Source organism: Halofilum ochraceum, assembly GCF_001614315.2.
Classification (GTDB): Bacteria; Pseudomonadota; Gammaproteobacteria; order XJ16; family Halofilaceae; genus Halofilum; species Halofilum ochraceum.
This window is the reverse complement of the sequence record NZ_LVEG02000016.1, coordinates 31,869-47,677: the sequence shown is the minus strand read 5'-3', so window position 1 is coordinate 47,677 and position 15,809 is coordinate 31,869. Positions and strand designations below refer to the sequence as shown.

At 67.2% G+C, this 15,809-nt stretch carries 14 protein-coding genes; 4 read left to right on the top strand and 10 right to left on the bottom strand.

Going from position 1 to position 15,809, the window contains the following annotated elements; translation table 11 throughout:
• Positions 1 to 68: 68 nt before the first annotated feature.
• Positions 69 to 1,175 carry an alcohol dehydrogenase family protein gene (locus tag A0W70_RS13080; RefSeq protein WP_067563261.1) on the bottom strand — a complete coding sequence of 369 codons (1,107 nt, stop codon included), beginning with the start codon at positions 1,173 to 1,175 and terminating at the stop codon, positions 69 to 71.
• Between the two features lie 246 nt (positions 1,176 to 1,421).
• Here A0W70_RS13080 and A0W70_RS13075 point away from each other — a divergent pair, with 246 nt between their 5' ends.
• The gene (locus A0W70_RS13075) at positions 1,422 to 2,957 is read left to right on the top strand and encodes a trimethylamine methyltransferase family protein (protein ID WP_067563407.1); all 1,536 of its coding nucleotides are present in this window, start codon (positions 1,422 to 1,424) and stop codon (positions 2,955 to 2,957) included.
• Positions 2,958 to 3,021: 64 nt separating this feature from the next.
• On the opposite strand, the gene A0W70_RS13070 is transcribed toward A0W70_RS13075, so the two are convergent.
• The 4 genes from A0W70_RS13070 to A0W70_RS13055 all read right to left on the bottom strand — a co-directional run bounded on the left by A0W70_RS13070 (position 3,022) and on the right by A0W70_RS13055 (position 8,224).
• On the bottom strand, positions 3,022 to 4,134 hold the full coding sequence (locus A0W70_RS13070; protein WP_067563259.1) for a mandelate racemase/muconate lactonizing enzyme family protein: 1,113 nt from the start codon (positions 4,132 to 4,134) through the stop codon (positions 3,022 to 3,024).
• 308 nt (positions 4,135 to 4,442) lie between these two features.
• Entirely contained in the window at positions 4,443 to 5,771 is a 1,329-nt protein-coding gene (locus A0W70_RS13065; RefSeq protein ID WP_067563256.1) for an NAD(P)/FAD-dependent oxidoreductase, read from the bottom strand.
• A 1-nt stretch (position 5,772) separates the two neighbouring features.
• Positions 5,773 to 7,296, bottom strand: a complete 1,524-nt coding sequence (locus A0W70_RS13060) for an aldehyde dehydrogenase (RefSeq protein ID WP_067563253.1) — start codon at positions 7,294 to 7,296, stop codon at positions 5,773 to 5,775.
• Positions 7,274 to 8,224 carry a dihydrodipicolinate synthase family protein gene (locus A0W70_RS13055; RefSeq protein ID WP_067563252.1) on the bottom strand — a complete coding sequence of 317 codons (951 nt, stop codon included), beginning with the start codon at positions 8,222 to 8,224 and terminating at the stop codon, positions 7,274 to 7,276. Before A0W70_RS13055 ends, A0W70_RS13060 begins: the two co-directional genes overlap by 23 nt.
• Positions 8,225 to 8,321: 97 nt before the next feature.
• Between A0W70_RS13055 and A0W70_RS13050 the strand changes: the two genes are divergently transcribed.
• The gene (locus A0W70_RS13050; protein WP_067563249.1) at positions 8,322 to 9,011 is read left to right on the top strand and encodes a GntR family transcriptional regulator; all 690 of its coding nucleotides are present in this window, start codon (positions 8,322 to 8,324) and stop codon (positions 9,009 to 9,011) included.
• 53 nt (positions 9,012 to 9,064) lie between these two features.
• Here the strand turns inward: A0W70_RS13050 and A0W70_RS13045 are convergent, their stop codons facing one another.
• Complete coding sequence (locus A0W70_RS13045) at positions 9,065 to 9,979, bottom strand: DMT family transporter (RefSeq protein ID WP_067563246.1); 915 nt, start codon at positions 9,977 to 9,979, stop codon at positions 9,065 to 9,067.
• Positions 9,980 to 10,085: 106 nt separating this feature from the next.
• Here A0W70_RS13045 and A0W70_RS13040 point away from each other — a divergent pair, with 106 nt between their 5' ends.
• Both A0W70_RS13040 and A0W70_RS13035 read left to right on the top strand, forming a co-directional pair.
• A complete protein-coding gene (locus A0W70_RS13040; RefSeq protein ID WP_217495448.1) occupies positions 10,086 to 10,952 on the top strand; it encodes a LysR substrate-binding domain-containing protein in 867 nt (288 codons plus the stop codon).
• Between the two features lie 76 nt (positions 10,953 to 11,028).
• Entirely contained in the window at positions 11,029 to 11,802 is a 774-nt protein-coding gene (locus tag A0W70_RS13035) for an NAD(P)-binding domain-containing protein (protein ID WP_067563242.1), read from the top strand.
• A 167-nt stretch (positions 11,803 to 11,969) separates the two neighbouring features.
• On the opposite strand, the gene A0W70_RS13030 is transcribed toward A0W70_RS13035, so the two are convergent.
• The 4 genes from A0W70_RS13030 to A0W70_RS13015 all read right to left on the bottom strand — a co-directional run bounded on the left by A0W70_RS13030 (position 11,970) and on the right by A0W70_RS13015 (position 15,759).
• Complete coding sequence (locus A0W70_RS13030) at positions 11,970 to 13,265, bottom strand: glycerate kinase type-2 family protein (RefSeq protein ID WP_067563239.1); 1,296 nt, start codon at positions 13,263 to 13,265, stop codon at positions 11,970 to 11,972.
• Positions 13,266 to 13,338: 73 nt separating this feature from the next.
• Entirely contained in the window at positions 13,339 to 13,701 is a 363-nt protein-coding gene (locus tag A0W70_RS13025; RefSeq protein ID WP_067563238.1) for a GFA family protein, read from the bottom strand.
• Positions 13,702 to 13,790: 89 nt separating this feature from the next.
• Positions 13,791 to 15,113, bottom strand: a complete 1,323-nt coding sequence (locus A0W70_RS13020) for an HD-GYP domain-containing protein (protein ID WP_175443122.1) — start codon at positions 15,111 to 15,113, stop codon at positions 13,791 to 13,793.
• 247 nt (positions 15,114 to 15,360) lie between these two features.
• Complete coding sequence (locus A0W70_RS13015) at positions 15,361 to 15,759, bottom strand: TraR/DksA family transcriptional regulator (RefSeq protein ID WP_067563233.1); 399 nt, start codon at positions 15,757 to 15,759, stop codon at positions 15,361 to 15,363.
• Between the last annotated feature and the right edge of the window lie 50 nt (positions 15,760 to 15,809).

Sequence of the window (15,809 nt, the reverse complement as noted above, 5' to 3'; positions counted from 1 at the left end):
CGCCCCGTTCCTCAAAGCCACCGAGCGCCTGTGAGACGCTGCATGCGGCGATTGCCCCGCGTGAAAGCTCAGCAGGGCGACTGCGGTGGCACTAGCACAAGCTTGCCCGCGTATCTCTTGGCGATGAAATCCTCCTGCGCCTGGGCGATGTCGGACAGCGGGTAAGTCCGCGCGACGAATGGGCGGACCCGACCCTGCTCGATGTACCGCACGACGTTATCGAACACGACGTCCTCCTGGAACGTGCAGCCGTAGAAGGTCAGGTCCTTGAGGTAGAGCGTGCGCACGTCGAGTTCGACGACCGGGCCCGCGATGGCACCGGCCGTGGCATACCGGCCGCCCCGGTCGAGGACTTCGATCAGTTCGGCCCACTGCTCACCCACCACGAGATCGATGGCGACGTTGACGCTGCCCGCGCCCAGGGCCTCGACGAGGTTCTCCCCGCGTGGCAACACGCGATCGGCGCCCAGGGCAAGGATCTCCTCACTCTTCGCCGCACCCGCCACGCCGATCACCTCGGCGCCGCGGCACTTCGCGAGCTGGACGGCTGCCGAGCCTACTCCGCCGCTCGCGCCGGTGATGATCACGCGATCCCCCGGGCCGACCCGTGCCCGGTGCAGCATGTTCTCGGCGGTCGACCAGGCGCAGGGGATGGAGGCGAGGTCGGTGTCGCTCCAGTCACAGTCCACCGTCCAGGTATCCGCCGCCGGGGCCTTCGTGTACTGGGCGAAGCCGCCGTCGCATTCGGATCCCAGCGACCAGCACTCGTAAGGGCGAAAGTCCACGGGCGCCCGCAGCATGTTGCGGACGAGCACGCGCTCGCCGACCCGTGAAGGATCGACACCGTCGCCGACGGCCACGATGCGTCCGCAGCAATCGGTCCCCTGGATACGCGGGAACTGGAGCGGTACGCCGGACCAGGTCGCGTCCTCGGTCTCGGCCTCCTCGAAGCCCGCTGCGCTGCCGGTATTCGTATCGCCGCGAACACGCTTCGAGTACCAGCCGATGCGCGTATTGATGTCGGTGTTGTTCACGCCGGCGGCGGCAACACGGATCAGGATCTCGCCAGCGCCGGGCCGCGGGACTGGAATGTCTTCGCGATAGGCCAGCTTGTCCATCCCCCCGTGTCCGGTCAGTTGAACGGCGGCCATCGTGTCGGGTAGCTGTGCGGGCATGAATCTCCTCAGTGGTTCAGTGGCTTGATCCCGGAATCGACAGGCAATCGTGCCGCAGGGCACCGGCGGTCAGCCTGGTCCGAGGTCATCGTGGCGGCAACCCCGTGGCAGAGCGCGAGCCCATCGGGACTGGAGGCGCCGCGCCCGTCACGCGTGTCTTGCTTGTAGTATACAATCTGTATACAATAATTTCGATACTGGATGATACCGGACACCGCCTCACGGGCGCGCCATGAGGAGAGCACGATGACTGAACAGGCCGTACGATCGCGGCGGGGCGGCCGCGCCGCCAGGCGCAGCGCGCGGACGGAACAGCGGGAGCCGATGCTGCCGGCGCTGGAGCGCCAGCTGCCTACCGTGGATGCCCTTTCGGACGAGGGCGTCGAGCGCCTGCACGACGCCTCGATGCGGGTGCTGGAAAATACCGGCATCGATTTCCGCGATCCCGTCGCGCTGGAGGATTGGCGTCAGGCCGGCGCCGAGGTGGACGGCCAGCGCGTGCGGATACCGCGTGGCCTGATCATGGAGAAACTCCGTACGGTCCCGGAACGGATCCGCCTGCACGCGCGGGATCCCGCCAAGTCGGTCGAACTCGGCGGCAACTCGAGCATCTTCGTGCCGATGACCGGGGCGCCGTTCATCCGTGACCTCGATGACAAACGCCGGTCCGGGACGATCGCAGACCTCAACAACTTCCACCGCCTGGCCCACATGGAATCCGGTCTGCACTCGAGCGCGCACGTGATCTGCGAGCCGATGGACATCCCGGTCGGCCATCGTCATCTGTGGATCACGTATTCCTCGATGGCGCACTCGGACAAGACCTTCATGGGCATGTCCACGACCCGCACGCGGGCCGAGGACGTCATGGAGATGGTCAAGATCCTGTTCGGCGCCGACTACGTCGAAGACCATCCCGTCGTGACCGGCAACATCAACGGCAACTCGCCGCTGGTCTGGGACGAGTCGATGCTTGGCGCGCTGCGTGCGTTCAGCCGGCACAACCAGCCGGTGCTGTGCTCGCCGTTCGTGCTGGGCGGCGCCAATACCCCGGCGCACACGCTCGCCTCGGTTGCGCAGCTGAATGCCGAGGCGGTCGCGGCGCTGGCTTATACGCAGATCGTGCGCCCGGGGGCGCCGGCGATTTACGGGCACTATCTGTCCACGGTGTCGATGCGCTCCGGCGCCCCGATGGCGGGCACGCCCGAGATCTCGCAGATGAATTTCCTGGTCGGCCAGATGGCGCGGTATTACGGCGTGCCGTGGCGGACCTCGGGATCGCTCGGCGGGGCCAAGACGTTCGACGCCCAGGCCGGTTACGAATCCGCATCGACGCTCACGGCGACCATCCTCGCCGGGGCGAATTATGTCTGGCACGCGGCGGGCTGGAACGAGGCCGGCATGCACTGCTCGATGGCGAAGTTCGTGGTCGACGCCGAGCAGTGCGCGATGGCGCACAAGCTTGGACGCGGCGCGGAATGGGACGACTTCGAGGAGGCGCTTGCGACCATCGACGACGTTGGGCCGGGTGGCCATTTCCTCGGCACGGAGTACACCCAGAAGAATTTCCAGCGGGCCTTTTTTATCCCGAACCGGTTCGACAACGACAACTACGAGCAGTGGGCTGCCAACGGCGAGCAGGAGATCACTGCCCGCGCGCTGAACTATGCCCGCAACCAGCTGAACGAGTACGAACAGCCCGCGCTCGACCCGGCGGTCGATGAGGCACTGCGTGACTACATCGCGCGTCGTGAACGGGAGATCGACCCGAACGAAGTCTGATCCTCGCCTGCGGTCTCTCCGGCTTGTCGCCGTCCGTAGGTTGGGTTGACGCAGGAAACCCAACCTACGAATGCGGGTAGGTTGCGACCGGTGCGCCGAACATCGCCGGGTCGACCTCAATGCCGAGCCCGGTCCCCTGGGGCACGTCGATGAATCCGCCGCGGATGCTGATTCCATTCTTCGCATCATAATGCCCGTCGATGTAGGGTGCGGCGATCCACACGCCGTCGAGCAGGGCAGGCGAGACCGTGGCGGCGACCTGAACGCAGGCGGCGGCGACGATGTCGCCGCCCCAGGCGTCATCGCAGGTGTGGGGGAGCGATCGGGCGGCGCATACGTCGCGGATCGCGCGCAGGGCGCCGATGCCGCCTAGGCGGGTGAGTTTGAGGCCGAAACCATCGCAGGCATTCGCGTTGATCGCATGCAGCACGGCCGACAGATCCTCGGCGCTCTCATCGAGGAATATCGGATGTCGCAACTGCGAACGGATGCTCACCGTTTCTTCGATCGTGTTGCAGGGCTGTTCGAGCGTCAGCGGGAGGCTGGCACAGGCGTTGGAGATCAGCAGCGCGTCTCGCGCGGTCCACCCCCGGTTGGCATCGGCCACCAGACGTACTTCGCGCGGCACTGCGTCGGCGATGGCGTGCAGGGTCTCTATGTCGGCCTCGACCGAGCGCCCGCCGAGCTTGATCTGCAGGCGGGTGAAGCCCTCGGCGGCCTTTTCGGCGGCGACCCGCGCGGTCTCCGCCGGCTCGCCGACCCCGGTGGCGTAGTACGACGGCACGCGGTCGCGCCGGGCGCCGCCGAGCAGATCGCAGACCCTCGCACCGTAATGCCTGCCCGCGAGGTCCCACAGCGCCATATCGAGCGCCGCCTTGGCGTAGCCGTGGCCGTTGAGACGTGCGTCCATGGCCTCGCGCGCCGGCTCGATGCCCAGCGGGTCGAGCCCGACCAGGCCGGGTGCCACCTCGGCGAGCGCGGCGCGGGCACCGCCCGCGTGATGCGGCTGATAGACCGGCCCGACCGGACAGGTCTCGCCCCAGCCGATCAGGCCGTTGTCCGCGATGATGCGGACGATGGTCGTATCCAGCGCGTCGACCGATGTGCGCGCCATGCGGTATGGACCGCCGGCTACCGGCAGGTCGCGCTGGTACACCTCAATCGTCGAGATCCGCATGTTGATCCTTCATCGGCGCTTCGGGGTCATCAGAACCGTCGTCAGCCGAATAACCCATTTATTGAGAACCACGAATGAACACGAATGAACACGAATGGGTCTTTGGAGTGGTAATGCCGAGGGAGCGTCGCTGAAAGGTGTTCGATGTCCGATCCGTGGTTCGCCTTTAAAGATTCACGGCACGACTAGACATCAGCGTAGCTCCCTGAAGCCTGACCACCCCGAAAACCCATTCGTGTTCATTCGTGGTTCTCAAACGCGCTATCACACTGCGTTACATCAATGGGAGCATTCGCCGAGAGCCGGTGCTACTCGCCCCGTGCGCGGTACTCGTGCCAGCGCAGGTAGGCGTTCGCGCCCACGTACATGAACGGTTCCGGCGGCAGTTTCGACGGTTGGTCGTGCGCGAGCAGCGCGTCGGCCCGCCAGGATTCCGTCCGCGTGGCCAACTCCGCGGCCGCCATGCCGGCGAGCGTGCCCTTGGCGGTGCCGAGACCGTTCTGGCACACCGCCGAATACACGCCTTCCTCGACCTCGCCGAAGGCGGGCACACCGTTGCGCGAAAGGCACAGACGTCCACCCCAGCAGCATTCCAGCTCCACGTTCGGCAGCATGGGAAAGCGCTGCGCGAACGCCTGCTGGTGTTGCCGGCCGACATGCCGGATGCGCCCTGTGCCGACTTCCATGGACGGGTCGTATGTGAAGCGGGTACGCACCACGATCCGGTTTTCGCGGATGCGGCGTACGGAGGTGCCCATCGGTTCGGCCGATACGGAGTGCCACTCCGGCTCGCCGCCCAGCCGCTTCACCTCGTCCGCGCTCAGCTCGCGCGTCATGCTGGCGTAGGTGAACACGTGCATGAGTCGCCGGCGGTAGAAGCCGAACGACTCGGCGTGCCCGTTCACCCCGAGGATGATCCTCGGGGCGGTAATGCGCCCGCGCGGCGTGTGCGCGACATGGTCCGGGCCGAAGTCGATGCGCGTGACCGGCGACTGTTCGTAGATCTCGACGCCTTCCGCTTCGAGGCCGCGTGCGAGTCCACGGATATAGGCCGCCGGCTGCAGGATGGCCGCACCGGGTGCGAACAGGCCGGCGCGGTAGTAGTCGAGGCCGGTGAGTTCTTTCATGGCGCGCGCGTCGAGCCATTCGTACGGCTCGCCCAGCGCATTGAGATGATTGACGAACGCGCTCAGGTGTTCCACGCCGCGTTCGGTAGCGGCGAAGTGGTGCTTGCCGCGCGCCTGGAAGGCCGTGCCCGTGAGCCCATAGGTCTGCGCCGCCTCCTGCGCGAACTCGATGCCGGAACGGTTCAGGCGGATGTGGTTGAGATCCTCGTCGGCCGCCCCGGCGTAGGTATCGCTGTCGAGGTCGTGGGGCAGGTCGATCATGAACCCGGAGTTGCGCCCGGCCGGCCCTTCGCCGACGCGGCTGGCCTCGAGCACCGCGACCCGGTCGTCGGGGCGCAGCTGCTTCAGGCGCCGGGCGGCCGAGAGGCCGGCGAAGCCACCGCCGATGACCAGCCAGTCGGCGGTGACCGCACCCTCGAGTTCGCGGGCCGGCCCGGGCGCGGGCAGGATCTCGTTCCATCCCGCCGGGCCCGGATCGACCGGCAGCCGTGTGGCGTCGACCGACCGCATCTCAGTCGAGCGATTCCTCGACCCCGCGGTCGGCGAGATCGATCCAGATGGTCTTCATTTCGGTGTACTGGTCGTGGGCGTGCAGCGAATTGTCGCGCCCGCCGAAGCCCGACTGCTTGTAGCCGCCGAACGGCGTGGTGATGTCGCCCTCGCCGTAGCAGTTGATGGTGACCGTGCCCGCGCGGATCGCGCGCGCAGCCCGCAGGGCGCGCTTGATGTCGCGCGTGAACACGGACGCCGCGAGCCCGTAGGGCGTGTCGTTGGCAATCGAGATCGCCTGTTCGGTGCTCTGGACGGTGATCATCGACAGTACCGGGCCGAAGATCTCTTCGCGCGCGACCCGCGCGGAGGGCTCGACGTCGAAGATCGTCGGCGTGATGAACAAACCGTTGTCATTGCCGGGCGCGTCGCCACCGAGGATGGCCTTGGCCCCGTCCGCGCGAGCGGTGTCAATGTATTCGCGCACCTTGTCGTAGTGACCCTGATCGATCATGGCGCCCAGATGGTTGGCCGGGTCGAGCGGGTCCCCCGTGCGCCACTCGCGGGCACGGGCGAGGATGCGTTCGACCAGTGCGTCCTTGACCGATTCGTGCACGATCAGGCGCGAGTTGGCCGAGCAGTTCTCGCCCATGTTCCAGAACGCCGCGTTGAGGACGTGGTCGGCGGCGAGGTCGAGATCCTCGGCGTCCTCGAGCACCACGCAGGGGTTCTTGCCGCCGCACTCGAGCACGATCCGCTTGAGGTTGCTCTCCGAGGAGTAGCGCAGGAACGCGCGGCCGATGTCGGTCGAGCCGGTGAACGAGATCATGTCGACGTCCGGGTGGCGCCCAAGCGGCTCGCCCGTGCCCGGCCCGTCGCCGGTGATCACGTTGAACACGCCTCGCGGCACGCCGGCCTCATGGGCGAGTTCGGCCACACGCAGCGCGGTCATCGACGTCTGCTCGGCCGGCTTCACGAGCACGCTGTTGCCGGCCGCCAGGGCGGGCCCGAGCTTCCACGCCAGCATCATCAGGGGAAAGTTCCAGGGCAGCACCGCACCCACTACGCCGACGGGCTCGCGCACGATCATCGCCATGGCGTCGTCGCCGACCGGCGCGCTCTCGTCGTAGATCTTGTCGATCGCCTCGGCGTGCCACAGCAGGCACTGGATCGTTTCCGGTACGTCGACCTCCGCGCAGTCGCGGATCGGCTTGCCCGAATCCAGGCTCTCGAGCACGGCCAGTTCCCGCCGATTGCGCTGCATCAGTTTGCCCAGGCGGATCATGACGCGCTTGCGGTCGCCCGGGTGCATGCGCGACCAGTCGCCGCGGTCGAAGGCCTCGCGCGAGCGGCGCACGGCCAGATCGACATCGTCCGCCTCGCACGCGGCGAGGTGGCCGAGCAGCTCGCCGGTGGCGGGGTTGCGCGTCTCGATCGTGCGGCCCGATTGCGCCGGACGGTAGGCGCCGTCGATGAAGGCGTCGGTCGGGAAGGACAGTTCCGCCGCGATCGCGGCGTATTCTTCACGCGTGAGCAGTTCGGACATTCTCGGCTTCCCGGTTGGTCGCGCTGGTGGTCCGCTCGATCTGGCGAACGGCCGTCTGGAGCGTGCGGATCGTGGTTTCCAGTGCGCGCGCCTCATCCTTGTTGAGCTCGCGCAATGGCTTGCGCACGGGGCCGGCCGGCAGGCCGACGTAGCGCGCCCCGTGCTTGATGCTCTGCAGGAACTTGCCGCCCTGCTCAAGGGTGCGCATCAACGGCAGCATCGCCGACATGATGCGCCGGCCGCGGCTGAAATCGCCGTCGACCACGCAGGCCTGATACAGCGCGATATGCTCGGCCGGCAGGAAGTTGGAACCGGCACATACCCAGGCGCGGGCGCCCCAGGCGAAGTACTCGAGCGCCTGATCGTCCATGCCGCAGCAGGCCTGGATGTGCGGGTAATCGCGTGCCAGTGCGTGCAGGCGGTTGATGTCACCGCTGGATTCCTTGATCGCGCAGAAGTTCGGGTTGCGGCCGACGCGGTCGAGGAACTCGTCGCCCATCATCACGCCCGTGCGCGAGGGGAAGTTGTAGAGCATCACCGGCAGGTCGGCGGCGCGCTCGACCTCGAGACAGTGCAGGGCGATCTCGCGCTCGGTCGGCACCGCGTAGTACGGTGACCCGATCAGGATCGCGTCGGCGCCCGCCTCGCGGGCGTGACCGGCATACATCGCCGCGTCCTCGGTGCGCAGCGCGCTCACGCCGACCACCAGCGGCACGCGCCCGGCAATGTGCTCCACCGCGAGGTGCATCATGTCGACGCGTTCCTCGGTGGTCTGGGCGTAGTACTCGCCCGTGGTGCCGCCCAGCACCAGGCCGTGTACCCCGGCGTCGATCAGGTGATCGAGGAGGCGCGTGAAGGCCTCGCGGTCGATCGTGGCGTCGCTGTGGAACGGCGTGATTACCGGGGTGTAAATTCCCTCGAAGCGCATAACGCGACCGTCTCGCTCAGTTGATGTATACTTAACGTATACAATCGGTCAGGCGGTGTCAACGCACGCCCGCTGCCGGTAACAAAGGAGTCCATCATTGGCGATAACCAAAGAAGCGCTGTATCACGAGCTGCGGCGGCGCATCGTGACCCTGGACCTGCCGCCCGGCACGGATCTCGATGAGGTCGAGTTGACCGGTGCCTACGGCATGTCACGCACGCCCGTGCGGGAGACGCTGATCCGGTTGCAGAGCGATGGTCTGGTCGTCGCCCGGCGGAATCGCGGCGTTTCGGTGGCCCCGCTCGACGTCGGAACCCTGCAGTGCTGGTTCGAGGCGGGGCCCATGATCCACCGGGCCGTGGTCCGACTGGCGGCGTACCGCCGGCGGCAGGAGGACCTCGATGCGATCCGCGGCGCGATGGAGGAACTCGAGCAGGCCATGGCCGTGGAAGACGGCACCGGCATGGTCCTCGCCAACGAGCGTTTCCATGATCTGATCGGTCAGGCCGCGCGTAACCCCTATCTGTACGCCTCCTACAGCCGCATCCTCGCGGACCATGCGCGCATTGCCGAGCTCACGTACGGCTATGAGAACGAGGTCCGGGCGGAAGACAACAAGGACCTGACGCGGCGTGAGCATCGGGCACTCTATGACGCGATCGCCGCCGGCGATACCGCTACGGCGGAGCGCGTGATCGAAGAGCATCTGAACCGGGCGGCAGACACGCTGCGCCACGTCCTGGAACGCTCCGGCGAAGTGCTCGCGGACGTATCCCTCGAAACCTGAATCGCTGCTGCCGCAGGCGGGTCCAAAGACCCGCCCCGGAACATCCTCGACCTTCAGGCCGTGACGCTGGCGGGTTCCGCTCGCGGCCGCGAAGCCAGCGCGCAGCCGGCCACGACCGCCACCGCAGCGACCACAAGACGCCAGTCGACACGCGCCATGCCCGCGGCGATCAGCAGCAGGGCGGACAGCACCGGTACGGCGTAGGCGAGCGTCCCGACCGTCGCGCTGCGACCCTGGCGGAGCGCGGTGTCCCAGGCCACGAAGGCGAGCCCATAGGGGCCGAAGCCGATGAATACGATCGAGGCAACCTCGCCGGTCGCGATCGATAGCAGCGTCGTCTCGAAAAGCAGGTGGCCGGCAACCGCCCAGAGAGTCGCGAGCCCGAACAGCCGTGGCATGATCCCTGACAACGGGATCGGCTGCTGGCGCGCCAGCAGCGAGAAAGCCGCCCAGCACGTACCGCTCGCGAAGGCGAGCGCATAACCGCCCCACGCCGCTTCATCCGCGGACCCGGATGGGTCCAGCAGTACCAGTGCGGCACCGCTGAACGCCACGAGCGTGCCGCCGAGCGAGTTGATGTGCACACGGCGCACCTGGATCAGCTCCGCGGCGATCACGAACAGCACCGGCCACGTATAGGTGACGAGCGCCACCTCCGCGGCCGGTGCGAGCCGCAGGGCCACGAAGTAGAATCCGATCGCACCGAGCACGAGCAGCGGACCGCTCAGCCATACGCGCAACGGTACGGCGACCGGGTCGCCATCGCGGCGACCCGTAACACGGCCCACCGGCCAGGTCGCCAGGGTGGCGACGCCGGCGACCATCGCCGCGAGTTGCAACGGTGGCACGGCCCTGGCGAGTTCGGCGAGCACGGGCGCGAGGCTCCACAGCACCACCGCGACCGCGGCCGGTACCACGCCTCCGACGGGCGCGTGGAATGGATATCTGCGGCGGAACCGGCCCTGCATCTGAAACATCCTCCCGGGTTGCGTTCGTTGACTGCGGCGCATTCTTCCAACAGCATCTCTATCAATCCAACGAATTCTTATTGAGTAAACCTTCAATTTTGTTGATATGTCGCTGCGTCGCCGCAACCTTGAACTGAGTCTCCTGAGGACCTTCGTGGCCCTGGCGGATGTCGGCACCGTGACCGGAGTAGCGGAGCGTCTCGCGTACACGCAGTCCGCGGTCTCGATGCAGCTGCGGCGTCTGGAAAGCGCCGTCGAGGTGGAACTGGTTCGTCGCGAGGGCCGGAGGCTGGTACTCACTTCGGAAGGTCAGCGCCTGCTGAACTACGCGCGCCGTATTCTCGCGCTCAACGATGAGGCCTGGACGGACCTGCGATCCGGCCCGGTCACCGGTGTCCTCCGGATCGGGATACCGGATGATTACGCGCCCCTGCTGTCACCGACGCTGGCGTATTTCCAGCAGGTCTATCCATCGGTACAGCTCGAGATCCACTGCGCATTGAGCGTGCAGCTGGTCCGTCAGGTGCGCGCCGGCGAACTCGACATCGCGATCACCACGCGCCAGCGCAATAGCCCCGGGGGCGAGGTCCTGCGCCGCGAGCCACTGGTCTGGGTGGCGAGCCGTGTCCATGAGCCGGTGCTGGACGATCCGGTCCCGCTCGCACTGTTTTCCGCCGGTGAGGATGTGTTCCGTGAACTGGCGCTCGCCCGGCTGGAGACGGCGGGGCGCAGTTGGCGGATCGCGTGCACCAGCCAGAGCCTGACCGGGATTCGTCCGGCCGTGGACGCCGGACTGGCCGTTGCCGTCGTGGCGCGGTACATGGTTACACCCGATCTGCGTATCCTCGATGAGTCGAGCGGCCTGCCGGTCCTGCCATCCGTGGAGATTTCGTTGCACCGCCCGCCTGGACGCCCTTCGGAGCCGGCACGCTGGCTCGCCGGGCTGATCCAGGATCAGTGGCGCGAGGGCTGATCGCTGCTACGGGGCGTCCGGGCCAGGGTTGCGTTACCCTGATGATTGAATCGTATATGCGGCATCGGGAGGGAAAGTGAACGTCGGTTTCATTGGCACTGGCCGGATTACCCGGCGGCTCGTCCGGGGGCTGGACCACCGGGAACATCCGATCACCATCACCCGGCGCAGCGAGTCGGTGTCGAGTGAACTGGTGGCGGAGGATCCGGCCATCGAGGTCGCGCAGACGGCGCAGGAGGTCGTCAATCGCAGTGAGGTCGTTTTTGTCTGCCTCGCGGCGGATGTGGCGCGCGAGGTGCTTCCCGGCGTTTCGTTCTCGCCCGGCCACGCCGTGATCAGTGTCATGGCGGGTTTCCCGCTTGCGGAACTGCGGTCCGCGGTGTCGCCGGCGACTGAAGTTGGCGTGACGATCCCGATGCCGGTGATCGAGCAGGGTGGATGCCCGTTGCCGGTGTATCCCGCTTCGCAGGCTCTGGAAACGCTGTATGGACCACGCAACCCGGTGATCCCCGTGGCCAACGAGTCGGCGCTTGAGCCCTTCTGGGCCGTGAGCGGGACCATGGCGAGCGTGCTCGAAGAACTGCGGACGGTCTCTGCGTGGCTCGGGGAACGGATCGGCGATGCGGATGCCGCCGAGCGGTATGTGACCCATCTGTTCGGTGCGCAGTTGTCCGACCTGCAGACGGAGACCGCCGGACGCCTCGACACCGCGCTCCAGGATCTCTCGATCGGCGGCGGTCTCAACGCGACGCTGCGCGATCGCATCGAGGGTTCGGGGCACTATGACGAGCTCCGGGCCGGGCTCGACGCGCTTTACGATCGCGTGAGGAGTCAGGGGAACTCCGGGTAAGCGAGTGCTGATTCCAGGGAGTCCTGTAGATCGGGCTTCCAGCCCGACACTCGTAAGCCTCCGATCTGTCGGGCTGTAAGCCCGACCTACATCGTCCCCTAACGCGCTGCGCGGTTGTTGGCAGGGTTTCCCCGGTGGGCCTTCCCGGGACGTCGCGGGGCGTTCCGCTACCCTCGGTCGACGCCTGTCGTGGAGGCGGCTTCGATCAGGATCGCCCGGAAGTCATTGACGTTCGTGCCGGTCGGGCCGGTGATCACGAGATCGTCCAGGGACTCGAAGTAGGTGTAGGCGTCGTGGCCCGCGAGATACTGCAGCGGATCGAGGCCGGCCGCGCGCCCGCGTTCCAGCGTGCCGGGCCCGATCAGCGCGCCGGCATTGCGTTCGCTGCCGTCGATCCCGTCCGTATCGCAGGCGATCGCATGCACCCGGTCGTGGCCCGCCAGCGCCACGGCCATCGCCAGGGCCAGTTCCGTATTGCGGCCACCGCGGCCGGCCGGACCGGAAATGGTGACGCTCGACTCACCGCCGCTCAGCAGCACCGCCGGCGGTGCCACGGGCTGCCCATGCAGGGCGACACTGCGGGCGATGCCGGCGCAGATCGTCCCCATATCCGCGGCTTCGCCCTCCAGCGCATCCCCGAGGATCAGTGGCGTGACGCCGTGCTCGCGGGCGGTGGCCGCGGCGGCCTCGAGGCTGTGCATGGGGGAACACACGATCGCGTGGTGACAACGATCGCCGAGTTCGGTGGCGCTCGGCAGCGGATCCTCACGCTCGGCCGTGCGCAGGGCGTCCGGCACCGGGACGCCGTAGCGCTCCAGCACGCGTGCGGCATCTCCCGCCTGGAACGGCGAAGCCACGGTCGGTCCGGAAGCGATCGTGGCGGGGTCGTCGCCGGGCACATCGGAAACCAGCAGGGTGTATACGGGTGCGGGGGCCGCGAGTGCCGCCAGGCGCCCGCCCTTGATGCGCGATACGGCCTGGCGCACACAGTTGATTTCGCGGATGGTGGCGCCGCTTTTCAGCAGGGCACCGGTGAGCGCGCGCTTGTCCTCCAGACTGAATCCCTCGACCGGGTCGCAGAGCAGCGCGGAGCCGCCGCCCGAGATCAGCGCGATGACCTGATCGTTCGCGGTCAGGCCCGTGACCCGTTCCCGCATTCGCCGGGCGGCGGCGACGCTGCGCTCATCCGGTACCGGGTGGCTGGAGACGAGGCACTCGATCGCGCGGCACTCGCACGGCGTCCCTTCGGGGATCGCGATGGTACCGATGACTTCGCCACCGCGAGCGGCTTCCAGTGCCTCGGCCATCCCGGCGGTCGCCTTGCCGGCCCCCACGACGATGGTCCGGCCCGGCGCCCGTGGGGGCGGCGGCAGATGATCGACCAGGTGGCGCCCGGGCTGGGCGGCGGCGACCGCGTGGTCGAACAGCTGGCGCAGGAATACCGCGGGTTTCACCGGGGTCATTGTCGATTTTCCGCTCGCCCACGCGCGGCCGCGGCTCGTCTCCCGGCGCAGCGGTGCACGGGGCGTGACAGGGTCACCATCCGCTGCGCGATTCCGCGTAATAATCCTGGATCGGCCTTGGCTCCAGCGGTGTGTCAAGCGCCGAAATGGCGAGGCCGAAGGTATCCCGGCCGTCGCGCATGAACTGCAGTGACGAGCCGCAATGGCCGCAGAAAGTGCGCTGAGCGACGTCCGAAGACCGGTAGGTCTGCAACGAGTCCGCGCCTGCAAGGAGGGAGAACTCCTCGTGTCGGAAACGGGCAAAACTGGCGAACGACGCACCGTGCGCCTTCTGGCACATGCGGCAGTGACAACGGATGATCTCGCTCGGAGCGGCGCTCAGTTCGAACTGGATCGCGCCGCACAGGCAGGAGCCTTTCAGGATTTCGCGTTCCAACGACAACCTCCTCACGCAGGGCCCATCAGGCTGGGGTCGATGCTACCGGATGAGGGACGGTGTGTGGGACCGGCAGGATCCCGCTGGTCTCAACTGTCGGTGAGCGGGTCGGCCTCCGCCATCACGATCGGTGCGATATCGACGTTCGCACTGGCGGGCGTCAACGCGCGCGCGATCCGACTCGCAGGGTTGTATTCGCCTGCTGGTGACGCCTCGGCCAGATTGACCAGCAGGCGCTTGTCGTACGCCTCGCCGTCGGGCGTGCGTACCATGCGCAGGGTTGGCCGGAGGCGGGCGTCGGGTCGCGTCTTGACCACGACGCCGATCGCGCCATTGTCGAGTTCGACCACGCTGCCTACCGGGAATATGCCGAGGCAGCGAATGAACGCCTCGATCAGGTCGGTGCCGAAGGCCGCGTGTTCGTGGCGGTAGAGCTGGTTGAGCGCGTCATCGGCCGAAATCGCATCCCGGTAGGCGCGGTCGCTGGTCATGGCGTCGTAGGTATCCACGACCGCCACGACCCGCACCGCAAGGGGAATCTCTTCGCCCTTGAGCCCGAACGGATAACCGGTTCCGGGCAGCCGCTCATGGTGCAGACGAACGATATCGAGCACTTCCCGCGCGGTTCCGCCGCCGGCGGCCAGGAGGCGATAGCCGTCCTCCGCGTGGCGTTTCATGATCTCGAATTCCCGCTCATCCAGCGGGCCCGGTTTGTTCAGGATCGCGTCCGGTGTGCGTGTCTTGCCGACATCATGCAGGAGGGCGCCGGTGCCGAGGTTCACCAGCTCACTGCGGTCGAGGCCAAGATGGAGGCCGAAGGCGAGGGCGAGCACACAGACATTGACGCAGTGGATCGAGGTGTATTCGTCCCGATCCTTGAGGCTGGTCAGCCAGAGGGCAGCGCTGGCATCGGCCGAAACCCGGCTGACCAGTTCCTCGACTGCCTTCCGGGCCACCTTCGTGTCCACGCTTTTGCCGAATCGCAGATCCGCCATGAGCCGATCGACGGCCTGACGGGCCTGATCCCGACCCGCTTTGGCGGCGGCAACGGATTCGCGAAAACGTGTGCCCGTGGGGAAGCGCTTGTGATCGTTCTCCTCTGGCTGCGAGGCTTCGTCGTGTCTTTCCGGCGGCGTGGCCTGTTTCGATGTCGCCGTTGGCTTGCCGGGCCTGGCGGCATCACGTTCCGCGTCCCGGCGCGCGGCCTGCAGCTCGTCCGGGTCGGATTGATCGGCATCGATGTAGACGAAATCGCAGTAGTTCCCGAGCGTCCGGACTTCCTCGGTCTCCCGGATCGCGAACCCCTGGAACAGGAACGGCGTGTCGAGCCACGGCCGGTCGAGGGCGGCGACGTAGAGTCCCGGGCGCAGACACGCCACGGGCAGTTTCAGTTGGTTCTCCGGATGACTCACCCATTCCCCCCGGGTACCGAGTGTCCGCGGCACAGGCGGCCGCATCCGATCCATGGAGTCGTCGGTCCGGACGCGCGGCCCGCATGCCGCATACCGAAAGTCCGAACCGGTTACCCCCAGCCTAGGACATTTGCAGGCAAAAGTCGCGGCCTATAACGCGCACGATGGAGGTGGCCCGAATCCGTCTACGTCGCGCGGCTTGTGGAATGGCCCACCAGGAGGCCGTCGGGGTGTCCCGGACAGCCTGCTAGAGCGTCGGGTGGTCGGGGCGGGCTTGTGCCTTCTCGTGTCTTTCCTGGCATGCCAGACAGCGGCTCGCGGTTGGCCGCGCGAGCAGGCGTTCGAATACCACGGGTTCACCGCAATCGATGCAGGTACCGTACGCGCCACGCCCGAGCCGATCCTCGGCCGCGAGGATCTCGCGCAGTTCGCCGATCTCGCGCTGGATACCGGCCAGTTCGTCGTCGACCAGCAGATCGGCCAGGGCGTGATCCTCGAGGTCGCCCACCTGGCCCACGAGATCGGTGAACCGGGTCTGTGCGTGTTGCGCGATGTGGTGATCAATCGTGCGGGTGAGTGCGGCCCGTTGCCCGGCGAGGACCGCGGCCAGTCGCTCCGTCTGTTGGGGCGTGAGTCGTGCGGTCATAAGTCCGTTCCGGCCTTCACTTCATACCGCCGGATATAGACGAGCCGCGA